17 protein-coding genes and 4 pseudogenes are annotated in these 20,169 nt (G+C 64.5%); 13 read left to right on the top strand and 8 right to left on the bottom strand.

From position 1 onward, the window contains the following. Window positions 1-4 precede the first annotated feature (4 nt). The 8 genes and pseudogenes from leuS (at window position 5) to HQ394_RS19855 (ending at window position 8,240) form a co-directional block, all read left to right on the top strand. Complete coding sequence (gene leuS / locus HQ394_RS09895; protein WP_190260120.1) at window positions 5-2,602, top strand: leucine--tRNA ligase; 2,598 nt, start codon at window positions 5-7, stop codon at window positions 2,600-2,602. Further along, complete coding sequence (gene lptE / locus HQ394_RS09900; protein ID WP_223291483.1) at window positions 2,592-3,137, top strand: LPS assembly lipoprotein LptE; 546 nt, start codon at window positions 2,592-2,594, stop codon at window positions 3,135-3,137. The genes leuS and lptE overlap by 11 nt, the downstream gene beginning before the upstream one ends. Continuing rightward, window positions 3,134-4,192, top strand: coding sequence for a DNA polymerase III subunit delta (gene holA / locus HQ394_RS09905; RefSeq protein WP_190260122.1), 1,059 nt, complete (start codon window positions 3,134-3,136; stop codon window positions 4,190-4,192). The genes lptE and holA overlap by 4 nt, the downstream gene beginning before the upstream one ends. An 85-nt stretch (window positions 4,193-4,277) precedes the next feature. Further along, window positions 4,278-5,250: pseudogene (locus HQ394_RS09910) on the top strand (transposase); the annotation flags it as partial. Window positions 5,251-5,307: 57 nt separating this feature from the next. Next, complete coding sequence (gene tnpA, locus HQ394_RS09915) at window positions 5,308-5,691, top strand: IS66-like element accessory protein TnpA (RefSeq protein ID WP_190260123.1); 384 nt, start codon at window positions 5,308-5,310, stop codon at window positions 5,689-5,691. Then, a complete protein-coding gene (gene tnpB, locus HQ394_RS09920) occupies window positions 5,688-6,041 on the top strand; it encodes an IS66 family insertion sequence element accessory protein TnpB (protein ID WP_190260124.1) in 354 nt (117 codons plus the stop codon). Before tnpA ends, tnpB begins: the two co-directional genes overlap by 4 nt. A 72-nt stretch (window positions 6,042-6,113) precedes the next feature. Then, window positions 6,114-7,697 (top strand): annotated as a pseudogene (gene tnpC / locus HQ394_RS09925) (IS66 family transposase); the annotation flags it as partial. A gap of 24 nt (window positions 7,698-7,721) precedes the next feature. Beyond that, window positions 7,722-8,240 carry a transposase gene (locus HQ394_RS19855; protein WP_223292080.1) on the top strand — a complete coding sequence of 173 codons (519 nt, stop codon included), beginning with the start codon at window positions 7,722-7,724 and terminating at the stop codon, window positions 8,238-8,240. Between the two features lie 160 nt (window positions 8,241-8,400). Here the strand turns inward: HQ394_RS19855 and HQ394_RS09930 are convergent, their stop codons facing one another. From HQ394_RS09930 to HQ394_RS09955, 8 genes and pseudogenes are all read right to left on the bottom strand, one after another. Continuing rightward, window positions 8,401-9,411: a ParB/RepB/Spo0J family partition protein gene (locus HQ394_RS09930; protein WP_190260126.1), complete on the bottom strand. Its 1,011-nt coding sequence runs from the start codon at window positions 9,409-9,411 to the stop codon at window positions 8,401-8,403. Next, a complete protein-coding gene (locus tag HQ394_RS09935; RefSeq protein WP_190263238.1) occupies window positions 9,411-10,181 on the bottom strand; it encodes a ParA family protein in 771 nt (256 codons plus the stop codon). The genes HQ394_RS09930 and HQ394_RS09935 overlap by 1 nt, the downstream gene beginning before the upstream one ends. Window positions 10,182-10,214: 33 nt before the next feature. Continuing rightward, window positions 10,215-10,829: a 16S rRNA (guanine(527)-N(7))-methyltransferase RsmG gene (gene rsmG, locus HQ394_RS19860; RefSeq protein WP_223292081.1), complete on the bottom strand. Its 615-nt coding sequence runs from the start codon at window positions 10,827-10,829 to the stop codon at window positions 10,215-10,217. Between the two features lie 102 nt (window positions 10,830-10,931). Further along, a pseudogene (mnmG, locus tag HQ394_RS09940) lies at window positions 10,932-12,674 on the bottom strand (tRNA uridine-5-carboxymethylaminomethyl(34) synthesis enzyme MnmG); the annotation flags it as partial. A 3-nt stretch (window positions 12,675-12,677) separates the two neighbouring features. Then, window positions 12,678-12,743 (bottom strand): annotated as a pseudogene (locus tag HQ394_RS21175) (hypothetical protein); the annotation flags it as partial. A gap of 52 nt (window positions 12,744-12,795) precedes the next feature. Continuing rightward, window positions 12,796-14,127: a tRNA uridine-5-carboxymethylaminomethyl(34) synthesis GTPase MnmE gene (gene mnmE / locus HQ394_RS09945; RefSeq protein WP_190260128.1), complete on the bottom strand. Its 1,332-nt coding sequence runs from the start codon at window positions 14,125-14,127 to the stop codon at window positions 12,796-12,798. Window positions 14,128-14,135: 8 nt separating this feature from the next. Then, the gene (locus HQ394_RS09950) at window positions 14,136-14,528 is read right to left on the bottom strand and encodes a (2Fe-2S) ferredoxin domain-containing protein (RefSeq protein WP_223291484.1); all 393 of its coding nucleotides are present in this window, start codon (window positions 14,526-14,528) and stop codon (window positions 14,136-14,138) included. 23 nt (window positions 14,529-14,551) lie between these two features. Beyond that, the gene (locus HQ394_RS09955; protein ID WP_190260129.1) at window positions 14,552-14,809 is read right to left on the bottom strand and encodes a DUF6489 family protein; all 258 of its coding nucleotides are present in this window, start codon (window positions 14,807-14,809) and stop codon (window positions 14,552-14,554) included. A gap of 166 nt (window positions 14,810-14,975) precedes the next feature. On the opposite strand from HQ394_RS09955, the gene HQ394_RS09960 reads away from it, so the two are divergent. From HQ394_RS09960 to HQ394_RS09980, 5 genes are all read left to right on the top strand, one after another. Continuing rightward, window positions 14,976-17,060 (top strand): thioredoxin domain-containing protein, encoded by a 2,085-nt coding sequence (locus HQ394_RS09960; RefSeq protein WP_190263239.1) that lies wholly within the window; start codon window positions 14,976-14,978, stop codon window positions 17,058-17,060. Next, a complete protein-coding gene (locus HQ394_RS09965; protein WP_190260130.1) occupies window positions 17,048-17,524 on the top strand; it encodes a methylated-DNA--[protein]-cysteine S-methyltransferase in 477 nt (158 codons plus the stop codon). The genes HQ394_RS09960 and HQ394_RS09965 overlap by 13 nt, the downstream gene beginning before the upstream one ends. 39 nt (window positions 17,525-17,563) lie before the next feature. Further along, window positions 17,564-18,541: a quinone oxidoreductase family protein gene (locus HQ394_RS09970; protein ID WP_190260131.1), complete on the top strand. Its 978-nt coding sequence runs from the start codon at window positions 17,564-17,566 to the stop codon at window positions 18,539-18,541. A gap of 269 nt (window positions 18,542-18,810) precedes the next feature. Continuing rightward, the gene (locus HQ394_RS09975; protein ID WP_190260132.1) at window positions 18,811-19,299 is read left to right on the top strand and encodes an ATP-binding protein; all 489 of its coding nucleotides are present in this window, start codon (window positions 18,811-18,813) and stop codon (window positions 19,297-19,299) included. Then, complete coding sequence (locus tag HQ394_RS09980; protein WP_190260133.1) at window positions 19,287-20,066, top strand: hypothetical protein; 780 nt, start codon at window positions 19,287-19,289, stop codon at window positions 20,064-20,066. The genes HQ394_RS09975 and HQ394_RS09980 overlap by 13 nt, the downstream gene beginning before the upstream one ends. Window positions 20,067-20,169: the final 103 nt, after the last annotated feature.

Raw genomic sequence — 20,169 nt, forward strand, 5'->3', positions numbered from 1 at the left:
GCATATGTCGCGCTATAACGTCGCCGAAACCGAAGCCAAGTGGCAGGGCATTTGGGAGGAACGGCGTACGTTTGTGGCGCCGCAAGCCGCGGTGGCTGGCGCCGAGGCTCCGCAACGCACGTACTATGTCCTGGAGATGTTCCCGTATCCCTCGGGGCGAATCCATATGGGCCACGTGCGAAACTATACCCTCGGTGACGTGGTTGCGCGTTACAAGCGGGCGCAGGGATTTGCAGTGCTGCATCCCATGGGCTGGGACGCCTTCGGCCTCCCGGCCGAGAATGCCGCAATCAAGAACCGCGTTCATCCCGGGGTATGGACCAAGGCCAATATCGCCACCATGCGCGAGCAGTTAAAGCGCATGGGGCTCTCCTACGATTGGTCGCGCGAGATCGCCACCTGCGATCCGGACTATTACCGCCACGAACAAAAGATGTTTCTCGATTTCCTCGACGCCGGCCTCGCCTATCGGCGTGAAGCCTGGGTCAACTGGGATCCGATCGAGCATACCGTCCTTGCTAACGAGCAGGTGATTGACGGCTGCGGCTGGCGCTCTGGTGCTCCCGTCGAGCGCCGGAAGTTGTCACAATGGTTCCTGCGCATCACCGATTTTGCCGATGAGCTTCTGGAGGCGCTGCCGTCTCTGGAGCGTTGGCCGGAGCGNGTGCGAGTGATGCAGGAAAACTGGATCGGCCGTTCCGAGGGCGCGCACGTGTCCTTTGCGCTTGCCGAACGTGCCGACCGCCTGGAGGTTTACACCACCCGGCCGGATACGCTGTTCGGCGCCTCCTTCTGTGCCATTGCTGCTGACCATCCGCTGGCGTTGAGCATGGCCGAAGGTGATCCGGCGCTGGCGGAGTTTCTCGCGGACTGTCGCCGCGGCGGCACCACGGAAGCAGCGATCGAAACGGCGGAGAAGCGTGGTTGCGATACAGGCCTGCGCGCCGTGCATCCCTTTGACCCGACGTGGCAACTACCGGTCTATGTTGCCAATTTCGTCCTCATGGATTACGGGACCGGCGCCATTTTCGGCTGTCCGGCCCATGACCAGCGCGACCTCGACTTTGCCCGCAAGTATCAACTGCCGGTGAAGCCGGTGATCTGCCCGCCTGATCGCGACCCGGGCGAGTGGCGAACATTCTGGGCCAATGAGCAGCCGGTTGAAGCGTACACCGGCCCCGGCACGCTGATCGGCTCCGAGTTCCTCGACGGGCTCGATGCCGAGGTGGCGAAGCGGACGGCGGCGGCGCGGCTGGCGGACCTCGGCGCCGGCGGCCTTGCCGTCAGCTATCGCCTGCGTGACTGGGGCGTCTCCCGCCAGCGCTACTGGGGCTGCCCAATCCCGGTGATCCATTGCCAGAGCTGCGGCGTCGTACCCGTGCCGGTGGCGGACTTGCCGGTACGCCTGCCGGAGGATGTAGATTTCTCCGCCCCCGGCAATCCGCTTGACCGCCATCCCACCTGGAAGCACGTGCCATGCCCCAAATGCGGCATGCAGGCGCTGCGGGAAACCGACACCTTCGATACCTTTTTTGAGTCGTCGTGGTATTTCGCCCGCTTCTGTTCGCCGCAGGCGAGCGTGGCCTTCGACCGGGCGGAGGTTGAAGCGTGGCTGCCGGTAGACCAGTACATCGGCGGTATCGAGCACGCCATCCTGCACTTGCTCTACTCGCGCTTCTTCACCCGTGCCTTGAAGCGGTGCGGCTATCTCTCCGTCGACGAACCCTTCGCTGGGCTGATGACACAAGGCATGGTCTGCCACGAGACCTACCGCCGTGGCGATGGCGAATGGCTGTCGCCCGAGGAGATCGAACGACAAGGCGACGGATGGGTGGAGCGCGCGAGTGGTGCTTCGGTCAGCGTCGGCCGCTCGGAGAAGATGAGCAAGTCGAAGAAGAACGTCGTCGATCCCGAGGGCATCATCGCCGTTTATGGCGCCGACACGGCGCGCCTGTTCATGCTCTCCGACAGCCCACCCGATCGCGACCTGGAATGGACCGAAGCCGGCGTCGAAGGCGCCTGGCGTTTCGTCAATCGACTTTGGCGCCTGATCACCGAGGCACCAGCCGATCTACCGCCTGTTGCAACAGACCTCAGCAGTGCTATCGAACCGGCGCTCCGGACCATTCTGCAGGACACGCATCGCACGATCGCCCGCATTACTGAGGATCTCGATCGCTTCGCCTTCAACCGCGCCGTTGCCCGCCTGCGCGAATTCACCAACGTTCTCGGCGACGCCAACGCGCAGTTGCTCACGAATGGTGCCTTGCATCGCCTGGCGCTGGAGACGCTGGTGAAACTGACGGGACCGATCATGCCGCATCTCGCCGAAGAGCTGTGGGAGCGCCTAGGACATCGCTCGCTGCTGGCAGTTGAGCCATGGCCGGTCGCCGATCCCGCGTTCCTAGCAGATGAGCGGATCACCATCGGGGTGCAGGTCAACGGCAAACTACGGGGCACGATTGAGGTTGCCAGCGAAGCCAGCGAAGCAGACACCCGATCGGCGGCGCTCGCTCTTCCCAACGTGGTCAAGGTCATGGCTGGCAAGGCACCGCGCAAGGTGATCATCATTCCGAAGCGGATCGTCAATGTTGTCATCTAGACGTACGAGCCTTGTGCTGGGCTTCCTGGCCAGCCTCGCTGTCGCGGGCTGCAATATCCGGCCACTTTACGCGCCACCAACGGCGGACGCGTCCGAAGAGGATCGTACGGTGGTGGAGGATCTCGCAAGTGTGTCCGTGGACCCAATCGCCGATCGCCGCGGCCAGATGTTGCGCAACCGCCTGTCCGCCATGCTGAGTGCGGATGATGCCACCGAAACGCAGAAGTATCACTTGAATATCGATCTCAATGAATCGGAGGAATCGCTGGCGCTGCGCCGATCCGGCTTTGCCACACGGAGTACTCTGCGTATCACTGCCGTCTATCGCCTGTACGACAATAGCACCGGCCAGCCGGTTCTAGCCGGGTCGGCGAATGCGATGTCCAGTTACGATCTGCTCGACAGCGATTTTTCCACCCTGGCTGCCATCAATGACGCGCGTGCGCGTGTGGTTGATCGCCTCGCCGGCGATCTGCGCAATCGCCTCGCCGTTTACTTCGCATCGCAACCACCTGCTGTCGTCGCGACGCCGTGAAGCTGACGCCGACGCGCTGGTCGGCCTATCTACGTCAGCCCGATCCGGCCTTCGGGCTGGTCCTGGTCTATGGACCGGATCGCGGTCTGGTGCGGGAGCGCTCGGATCAGCTGGCAGAACGTATCCTTGGCGGCGATGCCGATCCCTTTCGCAGCATTGAGTTCAGTGCATCGCAGTTACGCTCAGCGCCGCTGATTCTTGCCGATGAGGCGTTGGCGTTTGGTCTTGTTCCCGGGCGTCGGCTGTTACGGGTTCGCGATGCTGCGGACAGCATCGTCGAGGCGGTCCGCCTGCTGCTGAACCACGACACCTGGCCCGGGTTTGTCCTCCTGGAAGCGGGCGACTTAAGCAAGCGTTCCTCCTTGCGTGAGCTGATCGAAGGCGCGCGCCATGCCGCAGCGGTGCCCTGCTACGAAGACGATCCCGCCACCCTACGGCAGGTGGTTGCCGAAACGTTGAAGGCAGCAGGGTTGAGTCCGTCGCCTGAGGTGACAGAGTTTCTCGCTCAGCATCTGGGCAATGACCGTGCGATCACGCGCAGCGAGTTGGAGAAGTTGGTGCTCTACATGGGACCGGTAGCACCCGGTCAATCTCGGACGCTCACGCTCGACGACGTTGCGGTGATCGTCGGTGACGCCCGTGCCATCGCCTTGGGCGGGGTTGCCATGGCCGTTGGTTCGGGGAGCCGGGCAGCTGCCGTGCGGGCAATTGCGGAGGCGGCGGCAGAGGGCTTGGAGCCGATTGGTCTGCTGCGAATGGTCGCGGCACATCTGCAACGGCTTTATCTGGCGGTCGGTGCGGTTGCCAGCGGACGGCCGGTAAAGGATGCCGTCGCCGGCCTGCGGCCGCCGGTGTTCTTTCGCGACCTGGAGGCTTTCAGCCGTCAAGTTCAGCTCTGGTCACCGGCGTCGCTCGAAGCCGCCTTACTGATCATCCTGGAGACGGAAATGCGCTGTAAACAGACCGGAGAGCCGCAGCGCCTGCTTGCCGAGCAGGCATGCCTGCGGGTGGCCGATCTCTCCAGGTCGCCTCGGCGGGGTGCGTCGCGCTCCTAGCAGCCTGTCGGACTTAACGCGAGGCGGAGCTGTGGGTTATAGAATCCGGGCATGGATTCACGCCCCCGGCCCGGACCTCTTCGGCATGAGCAACTTCCGCCCGATCGACCGCGACAGCGGATTTCTGATGCCGCCGTCGGTGGACGAGTGGCTTCCGCAGCGGCACTTGGCGCGGTTCGTGGTGGAGGTGATCGCGGGGCTGGATCTGCGGCCGATGACCGGCAGCTACCGTGGCTCTGGGGAAGCGTCCTACCACCCCAGCCTTTCTGCTGGGCATTCTGATCTACGGCTACGCCACCGGGGTGTTCTCCAGCCGCAAGCTGGAGCGGGCGACCTATGACAGCGTGGCGTTCCGCTTCATCGCGGCGAACGATCATCCGGACCATGACACCATCGCCGCGTTCCGCCGACGCTTTCTGCCGCAGATCGAGAAGCTGTTCGTCCAGGTGCTGGTGCTCGCGCGCGAGATGGGCGTGCTGAAGCTGGGAACGGTCGGGCTCGACGGGACCAAGGTCCACGCCAATGCCAGCCGGCACAGCGCGCTGTCCTATGACCATGCGGGCAAGCTGGAGGCCCAACTGCAGGCCGAAGTGGCCGATCTCATGGCCAAGGCAGAAGCGGCGGACCAGGTGGACATCGCTGACGGCATGTCGATCCCCGACGAATTGGCGCGACGTGAGGAACGGTTGTCCAGGCTCGCCGAGGCCCGGGCGAAGATCGAGGCCCGCGCGAAGGAACGCTTCGAACGGGAGCAGGCAGACCATCAGGCGAAACTCGCAGCACGGGACGCCAAGGCAGCGGCCACCGGCAAGAAGCCCACGGGCCGTGAGCCGAAGCCGCCGGTGGCGACGCCGCTGCCCACGGATCAGATCAATCTGACCGACGAGGAAAGCCGCATCATGGCGGTGGCGGGCGGCGGTTTTGAGCAGTGCTACAATGCGCAGGCGGCGGTGGCGGCGGGCAGTCTGCTGGTGGTGGTCGCCGACGTGGTGCAGGCGCCCAACGACAAGCAGCAGCGTAAGCGGAGCTCTGACCCCACGTTGCGGCCGGTGATTGCTCGCGGATGATGGCGGCTCCCAGGACGGAGGCGCCGCGTGGATCGTTTGCCAAGTAAGGTGCCAATTAATTGGCAAAGCGCCCGTCAGGGCGAGGTACTGCCGTGGGGTGAGCGGCGGCGGCGGTGGAGCTGGGAGGAGAAGGCGCGGATCGTCGCCGAAAGTTTCGCCCCCGACGCCGTGGCGAGCGCGGTCGCCCGCCGGCACGGGCTGCACCGCAACCAGCTGTATGCCTGGCGGAAGGAGTTGCGCCAGGCGGCGGAGGCGGCGACGGCGGACGCGGTACCGCTCGACTTCGTGCCGGTAGTGGTGAGCGAGGGGCGTTGTCCAGCCGGCAGTCCGGCGATCGAGATCGAGCTTGCCGGTGCTCGGGTGCGGGTGTCGCCGGGCGCCGATCCGGTGCTCCTGGCGGACGTGCTCCGGACGCTGAAGGCGCTCGGATGATCGTCCCGCCTTCAGGCGTCCGGGTGCTGGTGGCGACGCGGCCGGTCGACTTCCGCTGCGGCGCCGACCGACTCGCTTCGATCGTGCAGACGGCGCTGGGGCACGACCCCTTCTCCGGGACAATTTACGTCTTCCGTTGCAAACGATCGGACAGGCTGAAACTGCTCGTCTGGGACGGCAGCGGCTTGGTGATGGTGTGGAAACGGCTGGAGGCAGGCGTCTTTCGCTGGCCGCCGGTGACCGGGGGCGTGATGCGGCTGTCGGCGGCGCAGCTGGCGGCGCTGTTGGATGGCCTCGACTGGTCGCGGATGCACGCGCCGCGTCTCGGTCGACCGAAGAAGGCACAATAGGCTGTGCCGGCCTGCCGGGGAAGCCACAAGAACTCTGGTAAGCGTCTGGCATCGTGCTTAGAATCGCCGCTCATGACCGACCTCGACGCGATCCCCGACGATCCTTCCGCGCTGCGCGCCGCGCTGCTGGCGATGCGGGCCGAGCTCGCCGCCGAGCGGGCCCTGCGCCGCGGGCTGGAGGACCGGAACGAGCGGCTGCAGCACTTCATCCGCCAGCTGCAGCGGATGCAGTTCGGAAGGCGGTCGGAGGCGCTCGACCCCGACCAGCTGAACCTGGCGCTTGAAGACCTCGAGCAGGCGGTGGCGGAAGCCGACGCCGAGGCGGAGAAGGCCGATCCGCCGCGACGCGAGGCCCGCGCCCGCGAGCGGCGGCAGAACCGCGGCGCCCTGCCCGGACATCTGCCGCGGATCGAGGTGGTGATCGAGCCGCCGACGACCATCTGCCCGTGCTGCTCCGGTGCGATGCACATCATCGGCGAGGACCGCTCCGAACGCCTCGACGTGATCCCGATGCAGTGGCAGGTGATCGTCACCCGCCGGCCGAAGTACGGCTGCCGCGCCTGCGGGAGTGCTGTGGTGCAGGCGCCGGCGCCGCCGCGGCTGATCGAGGGCGGCCTGCCCACCGAACGGCTGGTGGCGCACGTGCTGGTGGCGAAATATGCCGACCATGCGCCGCTCTACCGCCAGGCACAGATGCTCGCCCGGCAGGGTATCGCCCTCGACCGCTCGACGCTGGCCTCCTGGGTCGGCACCGCGGCGGCCGAGTTGAAGCCGCTGTGGCGGCTGCTGCGCGACGATCTGCTCGGCTCGGCGAAGCTGTTCGTCGACGAGACGCCGGCACCGGTGCTCGATCCCGGCCGCGGCCGGACGAAGACCGGCTGGTTCTGGGCGATCGCCCGCGACGACCGGCCGTGGGGCGGCGCCGATCCGCCGGCGGTGGTGTTCACCTACGCACCCGGCCGCGGCCACGCGCACGCGGCCACGCTGCTGAAGGACTTCCGCGGCATCCTGCAGACCGACGCCTATGCCGCCTACAAGGCGGTGGCCGGGGCTGCGGGCGACGAAGCGGCTGCCGGGTCCGCCGACGGCGGCGTCCTCCTCGCCCACTGCTGGGCACACTGCCGCCGGCGATTCTACGAGGTCGCACAGAAGCGGCCGGCGCCGATCGCCCATGAGGCGCTGCGGCGGATCGCCGCGCTGTACGAGATCGAGGCGGAGATTCGCGGCAGGCCCGCCTGCGAACGGCGAGCCGTCCGGCAGGCGCGGACGAAGCCGCTGCTGGACGCGATGCGGCCATGGCTCGAGCAATGCCGGGCGCAGCTGTCGAAGAAGTCGCCGCTGGGCGAGGCGATCGGCTACCCGCTGAACCAGTGGGAGGGGCTGACCCTCTTCCTCGACGACGGCCGGATCGAGATCGACTCGAACGTCATCGAGCGCTCAATGAGGCCGATTGCTCTCAATCGCAAGAACGCACTCTTCGCCGGCCATGACCTGGGAGCGGAAAACTGGGCGGTGCTGGCGTCATTGATCGAGACCTGCAAGTGGCACGCGGTCAACCCGGAAGCCTGGCTCGCCGACGTGCTCGCCCGCCTCGTCTCCGGCTGGCCGAACCGCCGCCTCGCCGAGCTCACCCCCTGGGCATGGAAGGCCGAGCAGGACGCNCCTCCACCGCGCCGCCGCGTGACCCATTCCGCTGCGGCCGAGGTCAAGACCGAGCACTCTGGCAAGCGAAAAGCAGGTGCGGCCGGAGCTTCGCTTACGCAGCAGCTTACACCCATGCTGGACAAGATCGGCACTCTGCCGGACGTGCTCGGCAGGCCGGACATGCTGTTGGCGGACAATGGCTACTTCAGCGAGGCGAATGTGCAGGCCTGTGTGGCCGGCGGGATCGAACCGCTGATCGCACTTGGTCGCGAGGCGCATCATCTCAGCCTGCAAGAGCGCTTCGCTGCGGCGCCACCGGCGCCCGAAGACCCCACCCCGGTTCAGGCGATGGCGTATCGGCTGCGCACGCCGCAGGGCCGCGCGCTCTACGCCCTGCGCAAGCAGACGCCCGAGCCAGTGTTTGGCATCATCAAGTCCGTGCTGGGGTTCCGGCAGTTCCTGCTGCGCGGGCTCAATGCCGCCCGTGGCGAGTGGAGGCTTGTGACCATGGCATGGAACCTGAAGCGGATGTTCGCCCTCAGCCGCGCCGTCTAGCCTGCGCGGCCAGTTCCGCAGGCGCGCCAGCGCGACCGCACCGCCCAAAATGGCGCTGACAGAGGCGCCGACGCACCGATCCCTACGCAGGTCCGGCGACGCCCGAGACGCAAGTCCGACAGGCTGCTAGGCAGTGGCGCGAGTCAGAATGGCCGGCTCCTCAGCCGACTGCAGAGCCGAACGGATCGTCGCTGGCCAGCGCGTCGTCGATATCCGACACATCGAGTGCAGCATCGATCGCTGTGACCGCGGACCTCGGCGTCGCCTGAGGTTGATTGAGCCGCAGCAGGATATCGTCCAACTGGTCGAGGTTGTGGTAGTGTAGCGTCAGGCTACCGCCGGAACCTTGGAAGCGAATTTCCACCCGCAGGCCGAGGAGAGCGCTCAAATCGCGCTCGAGCGATTCAGTATTGGGATCCTTGCCGATTGGCGAACGCCGCGTGGTGGACGGTACGTTCGGCACCGGATTGGCCTCGCGCGGCTGCTCCTTGCCGGCACGGACCAGTTCCTCAGTGGTGCGAACGTTGAGGCCGCCTTTCACCACCTGTTCTGCAAGTGCGATCGGATCCTCGGCGGTCAGCAGCGCCCGCGCGTGGCCAGCGGTTAGCGTGCCGGTATCCAGCATCGATTTCACCGGATCGGGTAGCGTCAGCAGCCTCAGCATGTTGGCCACATGGCTGCGGCTCTTGCCGACCACTTTCGCCAGCACCTCCTGGGTGTGGTTGAATTCTTCCAGCAGGCGACGATAACCCTCTGCTTCTTCCAGCGGTGACAAATCCTGTCGCTGCAGGTTTTCAATCAGCGCCACTTCCAGCGCTTCAGCGTCGGTCATGTCTTTGATGATGACCGGGATATCATGCTGCTGTGCTCGTTGCGCCGCCCGCCAGCGCCGTTCCCCGGCAACGATTTCGAAGCTGGAGGGATCGTCGGGCAGACGACGAACAATCAGCGGCTGCAGAATTCCCTTCTCGACGATGGATTGCGCCAGCTCTTCGAGGTACTCCTCCTTCATCCGTCGTCGCGGTTGATTCGGGTTGGGGCGCAATTGGTCGATGCTGACCGTGCGCGGCGAGCGGAGGCGATCTAGTTCGGCGTAGTCCTCGCTGTCGTCGCCGATCAGGGCCGAGAGGCCGCGCCCAAGGGTGGTCCGCCGTTTGGGTTCGGTGCTCATCACGCCACCAGCGCCTGTTCGCGTCGCAGCACTTCACCCGCCAAGTGCAGGTAAGCTTGCGAGCCGGCGCAGGACATGTCGTAAATCAGCACCGGACGGCCGTGCGATGGCGCCTCGGAAACGCGAACGTTGCGGGGAATCACCGTCTGATACACCTTGTCGCCAAAGTGACTGCGCACATCCGTCGCCACGACGTCGGAGAGATTGTTGCGGCGATCGAACATGGTCAGGACGATGCCCTGAATATCCAACGTGGGATTGTAGGCACGCCGGACGCGCTCAATGGTGCGCATTAGATGCGCAATGCCTTCGAGGGCAAAGAATTCGCACTGCAGGGGGACCAGCACCGCCTGTGCCGCGACCAGGGCATTGATGGTCAGCAGGCCCAGGGCTGGCGGGCAATCGATCAACACATAGTCGAAATGTTTGTCGCCACGCTGGGTCAGGGCACGCTGCAGGAAGGACTCGCGTTTGGCCAAAGCCGCCAGCTCGATTTCAGCGCCTGAGAGGTCGACGCCTGAAGGAACAACATGCAGGCCCGGGACGACGGTGGGTTGCAGTGCCTCGCTTAGAGCGGCCTCACCGATCAGCACGTGATAGGCATTGGATCGACGCCTTGCCTGCGGGATGCCGAGCCCGGTGCTGGCGTTGCCTTGGGGATCCATATCAAAGATGACCACCGAGCGATGCGTTGCGGCCAACGCGGTGCCAAGATTGATCGCCGTAGTCGTCTTGCCCACGCCACCCTTCTGATTGGCGATGGCAATGATCCGCGTNNTGGCCGATCAGGCTGCGGCGATGGCTCATGGGTCATGACGCGGTTCGATCTCCTGCAGTGTGACAACGCACCCGTCCGGATCACTCAGGCTGGCGACGGTGTGCGCGCGCATCTTCCACGCTTTGCTTGCGAGCGTCAATTCCTCGGCGATTCGGCGCCCCTTGAGAAGAATAACCAAGCCATCCGGTTGCAATATCGGCGCAATCACCGGCAGCAAGCGATCGAGTGGACTGAGCGCTCGGGCGGTGATCACGCGGGCGCTTGCGGCTGGCAACGCTTCGATTCGCTGATTGCAGACGGCGACGGGAGCGTCGGTTAGCCGCGCTGCCTCGCGCAGGAACGCGCATTTGCGCGCATCACTGTCCACCAGGGTCGCCGGTAGGTGGCTCAGGATGGCAAGGACAAGACCTGGAAACCCAGCGCCACTGCCGAGATCGAACAACGGTGAGGGCGAAGCCGGGAGCCGGGGCAACAGTTGTGCACTGTCGAGGATGTGCCGGCGCCATGGATCGGCGAGCGTGCTCGCACCAACGAGATTAATCCGGCGTTGCCAATGTGCGAGCAGGTCGAGGTAGGCGTGTAGCCGTTCCAACGTGGCGGTATCGATGGGGACAAGGGCTTGAAAATCGTCCGGCGACAGTGGCGGCTGTTTCACGTGAAACAATCTCCGGCAGCGTCCTCGGCCGTGGTTGACACAGCCCGCGGCGCTTCCTGTCGACGCACNATGGGCGAGGAGAGCCGTCAGTGCAGCCGGCGTCATGCCAGCAATCTGCCCCGCTGCCGCTAAACTTGCCGGGCGAGACTGAGTCAGTTTGCTGCGAATCTCGGTGGAGAGGCCAGCAATCCGCGTGTAATCAAGGTCCGCGGCGAGTTCCAGTCCACTGTCACGCCGATAGGCGCGGATGTCTGCCTCCTGACGCTGCAGGTAGCCACGATAGCGGGCGTCGTTTTCGAGTTGTTCAGCAATCGCCGCCGGAATAGCTGCCAGATCTGGCGCCATCTTGGCCAGTTCGCCAATGGTAATCGTCGGGTCCTCGAGAAAGGCCAGTGCAGGTCGCCGACTTCCGTCGCCCTGTACTTGAACGCCGGCTTCGGATAATTCGAGCGCGGTAACTTTCCAGGCCTGCAGTCGCGCCAACGCTGCTTCCAAACCGGCACACTTCTCGCGATAGTGCGCCGCGCGGGTGGAGGACACCATACCTGCCGCAATGCCGCGTTTAGTCAACCGTCGATCGGCGTTATCGGCTCGCAGGCTGAGCCGATACTCAGAGCGTGAGGTGAACATGCGGTATGGTTCTTCCGTCCCCTGCGTTACCAGGTCGTCGACCATTACCCCAATAAAAGCCTCGGTTCGATCGAGACTAAAGCCGCTGCTGCCTCCTGCCGCCAATGCGGCGTTCGCCCCGGCGATCAGCCCTTGCCCCGCCGCCTCCTCATAACCGGTGGTGCCATTGATCTGACCGGCGAGAAAGAGTCCATCAACCGCAGCCACTTGCAAAGTTGGCAGCAATTGGCGTGGGTCAGCGAAATCATACTCGATGGCGTACCCGGGACGGAGCATCACCGCATCCTCGAGGCCCGGGATCGTCTTCAGCAGATCCGCCTGCACCGCCGCCGGCAGCGAGGTTGAAATGCCATTGGGATAAACGGTGTTGTCATCCAGCCCTTCCGGCTCGAGAAAAATCTGGTGCCGATCCCGCTCGGCAAAGCGCACCACTTTATCCTCGATCGAAGGGCAATAGCGTGGACCGATACCCTTGATCTGGCCGCTGAAAAGCGGCGCCTGATGCAGGTTAGCACGGATCACCGCGTGACTGCTGGGCGTGGTGGCGGTGATAAAGCAGCGAACCTGCGGCGTGGTAATCCGCTCGGTGAGAAACGAGAAGGGGACAGGCGGGTCGTCACCATCCTGCGGCTGCAGACGATCCCAGTGGATGGACCGCCCATCCAATCGCGGAGGTGTGCCCGTCTTCAGCCGGCCCAGGCGCAAACCCAACCGGCGCAAGGCATGGCTAAGGCCTGCTGCTCGTTGTTCACCGGCGCGGCCGGCGGGAAGTTGCGCCTCCCCCACATGGATAACGCCGCGCAGGAAGGTCCCGGTGGTAAGCACAACCGCGCCGGCTTCAATATAGCGACCGTTCGCCAGCATTACCCCGGTAACCCGCTGTCCGGTAATTTGCAAATCGGCGACGAAGCCTTCCTCAATGCGCAGCTGCGGCCATTCAGTGAGAATGTCCTGCATCGCCTTTCGGTATAATCGTCGGTCCGCCTGAGCACGCGGGCCACGCACCGCCGGGCCCTTGCTGCGGTTAAGGATACGAAACTGAATGCCGGCGCGATCGATAGCCCGGGCCATGACTCCATCAAGGGCATCGATCTCACGCACCATCTGGCCTTTGCCCAGGCCGCCGATCGCCGGATTGCATGACATTGCGCCGATGGAATCGCGGCTTTGCGTCACCAAAGCAACGGTAGCGCCAAGGCGCGCTGCAACTGCCGCCGCTTCGCATCCAGCATGGCCGCCACCGACAACCACAACATCATACGCATTCACTGCCTTTCCCTCCGCCGCGCGTGATCTGACGTTTCACGTGAAACATTGAACGTCATTTGCCAAGACAGAACTCGGCAAAGATCATGTCGAGCACTTCTTCCACGTGCACTCTGCCGGTTATCCGCCCAAGCGCCTGTGCTGCCGAGCGCAGCTCTTCTGCCACCAGCTCCACCTCACTCTCGGCTGCCATCCGCTGTAATGCCGCCAAGCAGGCACGAAGCCCTCCCTGATGGCGTTCTCGCGTCGGCGCAATCCCACCGCTGGTATCGAAGTTCCGCTCCAATTCAACGATGATCCGCGCCCGTAAGCGATCGAGCCCGAAACCTGTACGCGCTGAGACGCCAATCACCTTAGGGTTCGACGTTATCGAGGCGGCATCCGGTTGCTGCAGATCCCACTTACTCACTACCACGATTGCCGGGACCTCTGTCATCATGACGGTCGCTGCCCCGCTCACTTCCCCAACGCTGCCGTCATGAACAATAATCCGGAGATCAGCGGCGGCAGCACGCTGTTGCGCCCGCCGCACTCCCTCCGCCTCCACATCGTCATCGGTGACGTGCAGACCCGCCGTATCGCAGAGAATGACCGGAAAGCCACCAAGGTCTAACGGAACCTCCAGAACATCGCGCGTGGTCCCAGGCCGTGGCGAGACAATTGCCACATCACGGTTGGCCAGCGCGTTGACCAGGGTCGACTTGCCGGCGTTGGGCGGCCCAACAACGACGATCTCGATCCCCTCACGCAGGCGCCGGCCTTGCGCCGCCTTCGCCAAGTGGCGGGAGATGTCACAGGCCAGCGTTGCCGCTTCACCCTGCACCGAAGCAGAAAGGTCAGCTGGAATATCCTCATCGCTGAAGTCGATGGCCGTTTCCACGTGTGCCAACGCCCGCAACAAGCGGCTGCGCCAACCATCGTAGAGACGTGCCAATTCGCCATCCAGCTGCCGCACCGCCTGTCGCCGCTGCGCCACTGTTTCGGCAGCGATCAGATCAGCCAGGGCTTCGGCTTCGGTAAGATTGAGTTTGCCGTGCACAACGGCCCGGCGGCTGAACTCACCCGCCTCGGCACCACGCAGGCCGGGGATCAGACCCAGCGTCTCCACCACCCCGGCGATGACGCTGCGCCCGCCATGAAGATGAAACTCAGCAACGTCTTCGCCGGTAAAACTGTTGGGAGAAGGAAACCAGAGCACTAACGCGTCGTCGACAAGATCGCCCTCGTGATCATATAAGCGGCGGCGGCTGGCTCGTCGCGGCGGGGGAACCTCACGCCGCGACAGCCGCTCCACCGCCCGCATTGCCGCAGGACCCGATACACGAACGATAGCAACGCCGGCACGGACGCGAGCGGTGGCCACCGCAAAGATGGTGTCGTCCACCATCGCTTGCGCTACCGCCGACCCCCGGTCCCCTCGGGTGCAGCCGATGCGACATCCCCGCCAGATGTCACAGTAGCAATCGTTTCCGCCGCGTCCGCCTCCGGCATCAACAGCCGGCTGACGCGTCCGCCCTGCTGCAGATGAATGTCGAGGATTTCATCCACGTCGGCTGTGGTGCGGACCTGATACCAGACCCCTTCCGGATAGATCACAACGGAAGGACCGAGTTCGCAACGATCAAGGCAGCCGGCACTATTGATGCGAACGTCGTCAAGCCCCAATTCCTTCGCCCGCGCCTTCATATAATTGCGCAGCCGCTCGGAATCCTTGCGTCCGCACGACCCACGCGGATGCCCGGCGGGTCGCTGGTTGGTGCAAAAAAAGACATGGCACCGGTAAAACATATGCTGCGCCGGCGCTTACGCGCTCAACCCTCGTTGCCTGCGCCTTCATCGCGTCCGGAGGTGAAGCGCGACCAGAGAAACTTCTGCCATTGCTCTATCCCGGCAACGCTGGCCGGAAGCCACATCTTGACCAGTGCATCCGGCTCCATCGCCGACATCGTCTTCAATAGCCGCCCCTCAATCTCCTTCATCAACGCCTGCTGCATCGGCTTCAAGTCCGGAAGCCCAAACATGGTGCGCGCTTCATCCGGCGTGCAGTCAATATCTACATGAATTTTCACTCAAAACTCCCTTGCGAGCGGGTTAGAACCTCCCAGCCGCGCCCTGTTGGCTCCGGCTGTACCGTCGCTTGCGCCAGCGCGCGACCAACACAACCTAAAGACCGGGGATGCTCTTGACAATGCCAAGAGCCTCGCAATCGCAACTCGAACGGAGACGCGCGTGACGATGGCCGGCACCTTTCCGGAGACGAATCAATTGGGCTCCGAAACCAGCCCGTACCTGCTGCAGCACCGCCACAATCCGGTGCACTGGCGCCCATGGGGACCGGCGGCGTTGGCGGAAGCGCGAGCGCTGGACAAGCCCATTTTGCTCTCGGTGGGTTATGCCGCCTGCCACTGGTGCCACGTCATGGCGCATGAGAGCTTCGAAGACCCGGAGATCGCCGCGCTGATGAACGGTCACTTCGTCAACATCAAGGTTGATCGCGAGGAACGTCCCGATCTCGACCTGGTGTTCCAGTCTGCGCTGTCAATGCTGGGCGAGCAGGGCGGCTGGCCGCTGACGATGTTTTTAACTTCGAGCGGTGAGCCGTTCTGGGGCGGCACCTACTTCCCGCCGCGGCAAAGCTATGGCCGCCCGGCCTTCGCCGATGTGCTGCAGCAGTTGGCCGCCGTCTACCAAGATCAACGCGACAAGGTGAAGAAGAACGTTGAGGCGCTCCGTACCGGCCTCGACAAGCTCGCCACGCCCGAGCCGGGCAAGGGTCTGACGACCGCGGTAATCAACGACGTTGCCACCGCTGCACTGCGTGTGGTGGACCCCATTCGCGGCGGTACCGCAGGCGCACCGAAGTTTCCGCAACCAGCGTTCTTTCGCCTGATCTGGCGAACCTATCGGCGAACCGGCGCGGTGATGTTTCGCGATGCGGTCACCCTGACCCTTGATGCGCTCTGCCAAGGCGGCATCTATGATCATCTCGGCGGCGGATTCGCTCGCTACGCTACCGACACCAACTGGCTCGTCCCTCACTTCGAAAAGATGCTCTACGACAACGCCCAGCTGGTGGACTTGCTGACCGAGGTGTGGCTGGTAGAGGCCAATCCACTCTACGCCCAACGAGTCACTGAGAGCATCGACTGGCTTCTCAGCGCCATGCGTGTCGACAATGCCGCCACCGGCAGCTTCGCGTTTGCCAGCGCCCTTGATGCCGACAGCGAGGGTGAAGAGGGCCGCTACTACGTCTGGAGCCGGGCAGAAATCGAAGCCATTCTCGGCGAAGCGGCGCCACTCTTCTGCCGTGCCTACGGCGTCACGGCTGCGGGCAATTGGGAGGGGCAGAATATCCTCCATCGCCGGCGCAACGAGGGTGCCGATGAACCGGCCCTTGCCGCGCAATTTGCCGCCTGCCGCGCCCGCCTTCTCGCCCAGCGCAGCAAACGCGTGCCGCCACAGCGCGACGATAAGGTCCTCGCCGACTGGAACGGCCTGATGATCGATGCCTTGGCCCGCGCATCGGTGGCCTTCGACCGGCCGGACTGGTGCGTCGCCGCCATTTCCGTCTATCGCTTCATTGTCGAGACCATGCAGCAGGACGATCGCCTGCTCCACGCTTGGTGTGGTGGCCGCGCTGCCCATCCCGCAGTGCTCGAGGACTATGCAAACATGGCCCGCGCCGCGCTGACCTTGCACGAAGTGACCAGCGATGCTGCTTTCCTGATGCAAGCGCGCCGGTGGGTGGCGACGGCGGAGCGCTATTACTGGGACGCTGCCGGAGGTGGTTACTTTGTCGCTGCCAGCGACACCGACGACCTGCTGGTCCGACCGAAGACGATCGCCGACCACGCGGTTCCTTCCGGCAATGGTGTGATGGTCGAAGTCTTGGCGCGGCTGTTTTATCTCACCGGCGAGGCCAGCTACCGGGATCGTGCCGAGAGCGTTGCGACGCTGTTTTCCGGTGACAATCAGCAATATCTGCTGGGAGTTCCCGGTCTTCTCACCGCCTTCGAGTGGCTCTCCCAACCTGTACGCCAGATCGTAATCCTTGGACCGCTGGACGATCCGCAGACTCTGGCGCTGCGACAGGCTGCGCTCGCAGCCCCGCAGCCACTGCAAGTCGTCCAGACGCTTGCCTTCGACGTGGTGCTACCCGCTGGCCATCCAGCGACTGGAAAAACCTCCGCCGATGGCCGCCCCGTGGCCTTTGTCTGTGTCGGNCCAAGCTGCGGTCTACCGATCGCTGATCCGCTCGCTCTGCGCGAGGCAATGCGATCAACCGATGCAAGCAATGGAGTTGCCGCATGGCGCACGTAAGTTTTGCTACTCCCGTCGGCGCGATGACTGTTTTCGCCCACGAGGACGCACTCGTTGCCCTCGAATGGGGCTCCACCGCCGCCACCGAGGCGACGCCATTCCTTGAGCGTGTGCGTGACGGACTACTGCGCTATTTCGATGGCGAAGCTTTGCCGCTCGATTGGTCCCTAGCACCGGCCGGCACTCCCTTCCAGCAGCGAGTATGGAATCGACTCCGCGCCATTCCCTTCGGGACCACCGTCTCCTATGGCGCCCTCGCCCACGACGTGGATTCGGCGCCGCGGGCGGTCGCCAGCGCCTGCGCCCGCAATCCTTTGCCAATCGTCATTCCTTGCCATCGGGTGATTGCCGCCGACGGCGGCCTCGGCGGTTACTCCGGCGGCGAGGGGCTGCCAACCAAGGCGGCGCTCCTCAGCCTCGAGGGAATAACCATCCCGCTGTCAAAGTGCCCGGCGTTCGTCTGACAAGCTGCTGTCCGTCCATCCTTAAGCAGGAGAATCGCCATGCCACGCGCCATTCGCATCCATCACCCGGGTGGCCCGGAGGAAATGCGTTGGGAGGAGGTCTCGGTCCCGTCGCCGGGTACAGGCCAGGTTCGTCTGCGGCAAACCGCCGTCGGCCTCAATTTCATCGACGTCTATCATCGGAATGGGCTCTACCCGCTGCCGGAGCTACCGGCGGTCCTCGGCATGGAGGCAGCGGCAGAGGTCATTGAGATCGGGCCTGGCGTCACTGACCTGAAGCCCGGGCAACGCGTCGCTTATGCCAGCCCGCCGGTCGGCGCCTATGCTGAAGAACGGCTGATGCCCGCCGACCGTTTGGTGCCGCTGCCTGCCGACATCGACGACCGCACCGCCGCGGCGATGATGCTGCAGGGAATGACGGCGCAATACCTGCTGCGGCGGACTTATCCGGTCAAGCCCGGGGATGCGATCCTGGTGCACGCGGCGGCGGGCGGCGTCGGGCTGATACTCTGCCAATGGGCCAGCTACCTGGGTGCTACGGTGATCGGGACCGTTGGCTCGGAGGAAAAGGCAGTGCTCGCTAGGGCCAGCGGCTGTGCCCATCCTATCGTTTACACGCGCGAGGACTTCCCTGCGCGCGTCCGCGAGATTACTGCCGGTGCTGGTGTCGCCGTCGTTTACGACGGGATCGGCAAGGACACCTTCATGGGCTCGCTTGATTGCCTCCAGCCGATGGGAATGCTGGTGTCCTTCGGCAATGCCTCGGGGCCGGTACCGCCCTTTGAGCCGGCAATTCTCTCGGCGAAGGGATCGCTGTTCCTGACCCGACCGACACTGATGCATTACACCGCCAAGCGTGCCGACCTCCTTGCCTCCGCTGCCGAGCTCTTTGCGGTGGTGCAGTCCGGTGCAGTGCGCATCGCCGTACATCAGACCTATCCGCTGGCCGAAGCGGCGCAGGCTCATCGCGATCTTGAAGCACGCAAGACAACTGGTTCGACCATCCTGCTGCCCTGAGCACTCCGTTCCGACGCATACATGGCCTATGGCGTGGCGCATGCGCCACGCCATAGGCTGATACTCGTTGTGGTGGCCGTCTGTCCGCCACTTTGTCGCCACTTTCATCAACCAGAAGACGAAGGATCGGCGGAGTCGACCTTGCGTCCTTCGCCACGATGCGGCGGTAAACATGTGGGCGCACTGCGCACCGGCGCTGGGCCACTTGCGGGTCGTTCGAAGCGTCTCCCCCGCCGCTGATACCGACGGACGACAGCCGGAGGAGAAGCATGGACCAATTCGAGATTGATGCGCGCCATCGTGCACAGATCGGCGGGCGAAGCCCGGTCTCCATCTTTCTGGATGCATCGCGCCGGCGTATCCTGACCGACTTGGTGGTGCATGTGACTGACGGCACAGGACCGATGCTGTTGGTCGGCGATGTGGGCAGCGGCAAGACCACACTGCTGCGCCGCGTCGCCGAGGAGGCGGCCGCCCAGGATATTCCGGTCATCTTTCCCGCCAATGCCGGTGGCGGCGCCGGCCCGTTGCTCGCGCTGCTGGCGACAAGCAAGGAGTGGCTGGCAGGGGACAGCGCCGACGTCGACCATTTCGATGGCGCAAATGCAAGCGAATCGCAGTCCTCCTTCCCGCAGCTCGACACCCGCCGGCCGACAGCGATCCTGATCGACGACGCCGAGGCCTACCCGATTAGCCTGTGGCACCAGCTGGCCAACCTTGTGCGCTCCCCGCACCCCACGCGACGATGCCGCCGCTGATCCTCACGGTAACGTCGGATATGCTCGACTGGCTGAACTCGGTGACGCTGTTCGGCGAACAGGCAACAGACGACCGTGTACGACGTCTGCAACCGATGGTGCCGGCTGATGTCTGCCGCTATATCGCCCATTGCATGAAAGCCCAGGGTCATAGCCGGGCCTTGATCCCGCCATCGGCGGTGACACGGATCGCGGTGGCCACCCGCGGCCTACCTGGGCCGATCAGCCGGTTCTGCGACGAATTGCTGACGCTTCCGACCGTGCGTAAGGGTAGCGAGATTACCGCCGAGTTGATTGCTTCCCTAACGGCGGGACTTGCCACGTTGCAGCCGGACCCTTCACCCAAACCGAGCGACACCGCGCGTGCGCCGGAGGCAACGGAAGCAGCGGAGCCGTCCACCGTCGAACTCCCGCCGGCCGCGAGTTACGCAACGACGAAGCCGGCATGGGAGGATATGTCACGGCAGGGGGCTACCGACGTTCCACCGTTGCGGCGCTTCACGGCGGCTGAATCAGCATGGGCCGACACTGACCGACACGACAGTGCCGATGTGACGTTCTCGGCATTGTCTGGCCGCGGCACGACGGCAACGCCGTCGCCCTTTATGATGAGAAGCGTCGGAGCGGTACGCTGTTCCAGAAGCGCCGGCGGCGTCGATGGCCAACGATGCTGGTGGCGGCCGGTACCGTCGGCATCGCAGCGGTTGCTGTCGGCGCCATGCTTGTGGTGTTGTCGGGACGCCCTTCTACCGACACCGGCGCGATGAGCGGTACCCCTGACGAGCAGATCCCAACGTCCTCGCCGATGCTGAGCCAGCCGCAGCCTTCATCGTTACCGCTCCGGCGAGGCGGCTTAGCCGACACCGAGGC

This window comes from Defluviicoccus vanus (assembly GCF_014672695.1).
Lineage (GTDB): Bacteria > Pseudomonadota > Alphaproteobacteria > Rhodospirillales > Defluviicoccaceae > Defluviicoccus > Defluviicoccus vanus.

Coding starts and splice junctions, on each gene's coding strand:
- tnpB (WP_190260124.1), top strand. CDS start 5,688: ATGATCGTCCCGCCTTCAGGCGTCCGGGTGCTGGTGGCGACGCGGCCG.
- HQ394_RS09930 (WP_190260126.1), bottom strand. CDS start 9,411: ATGAGCACCGAACCCAAACGGCGGACCACCCTTGGGCGCGGCCTCTCG.
- mnmE (WP_190260128.1), bottom strand. CDS start 14,127: ATGGTGGACGACACCATCTTTGCGGTGGCCACCGCTCGCGTCCGTGCC.
- HQ394_RS09950 (WP_223291484.1), bottom strand. CDS start 14,528: ATGTTTTACCGGTGCCATGTCTTTTTTTGCACCAACCAGCGACCCGCC.
- HQ394_RS09965 (WP_190260130.1), top strand. CDS start 17,048: ATGGCGCACGTAAGTTTTGCTACTCCCGTCGGCGCGATGACTGTTTTC.
- HQ394_RS09970 (WP_190260131.1), top strand. CDS start 17,564: ATGCCACGCGCCATTCGCATCCATCACCCGGGTGGCCCGGAGGAAATG.
- HQ394_RS09975 (WP_190260132.1), top strand. CDS start 18,811: ATGGACCAATTCGAGATTGATGCGCGCCATCGTGCACAGATCGGCGGG.
- HQ394_RS09980 (WP_190260133.1), top strand. CDS start 19,287: ATGCCGCCGCTGATCCTCACGGTAACGTCGGATATGCTCGACTGGCTG.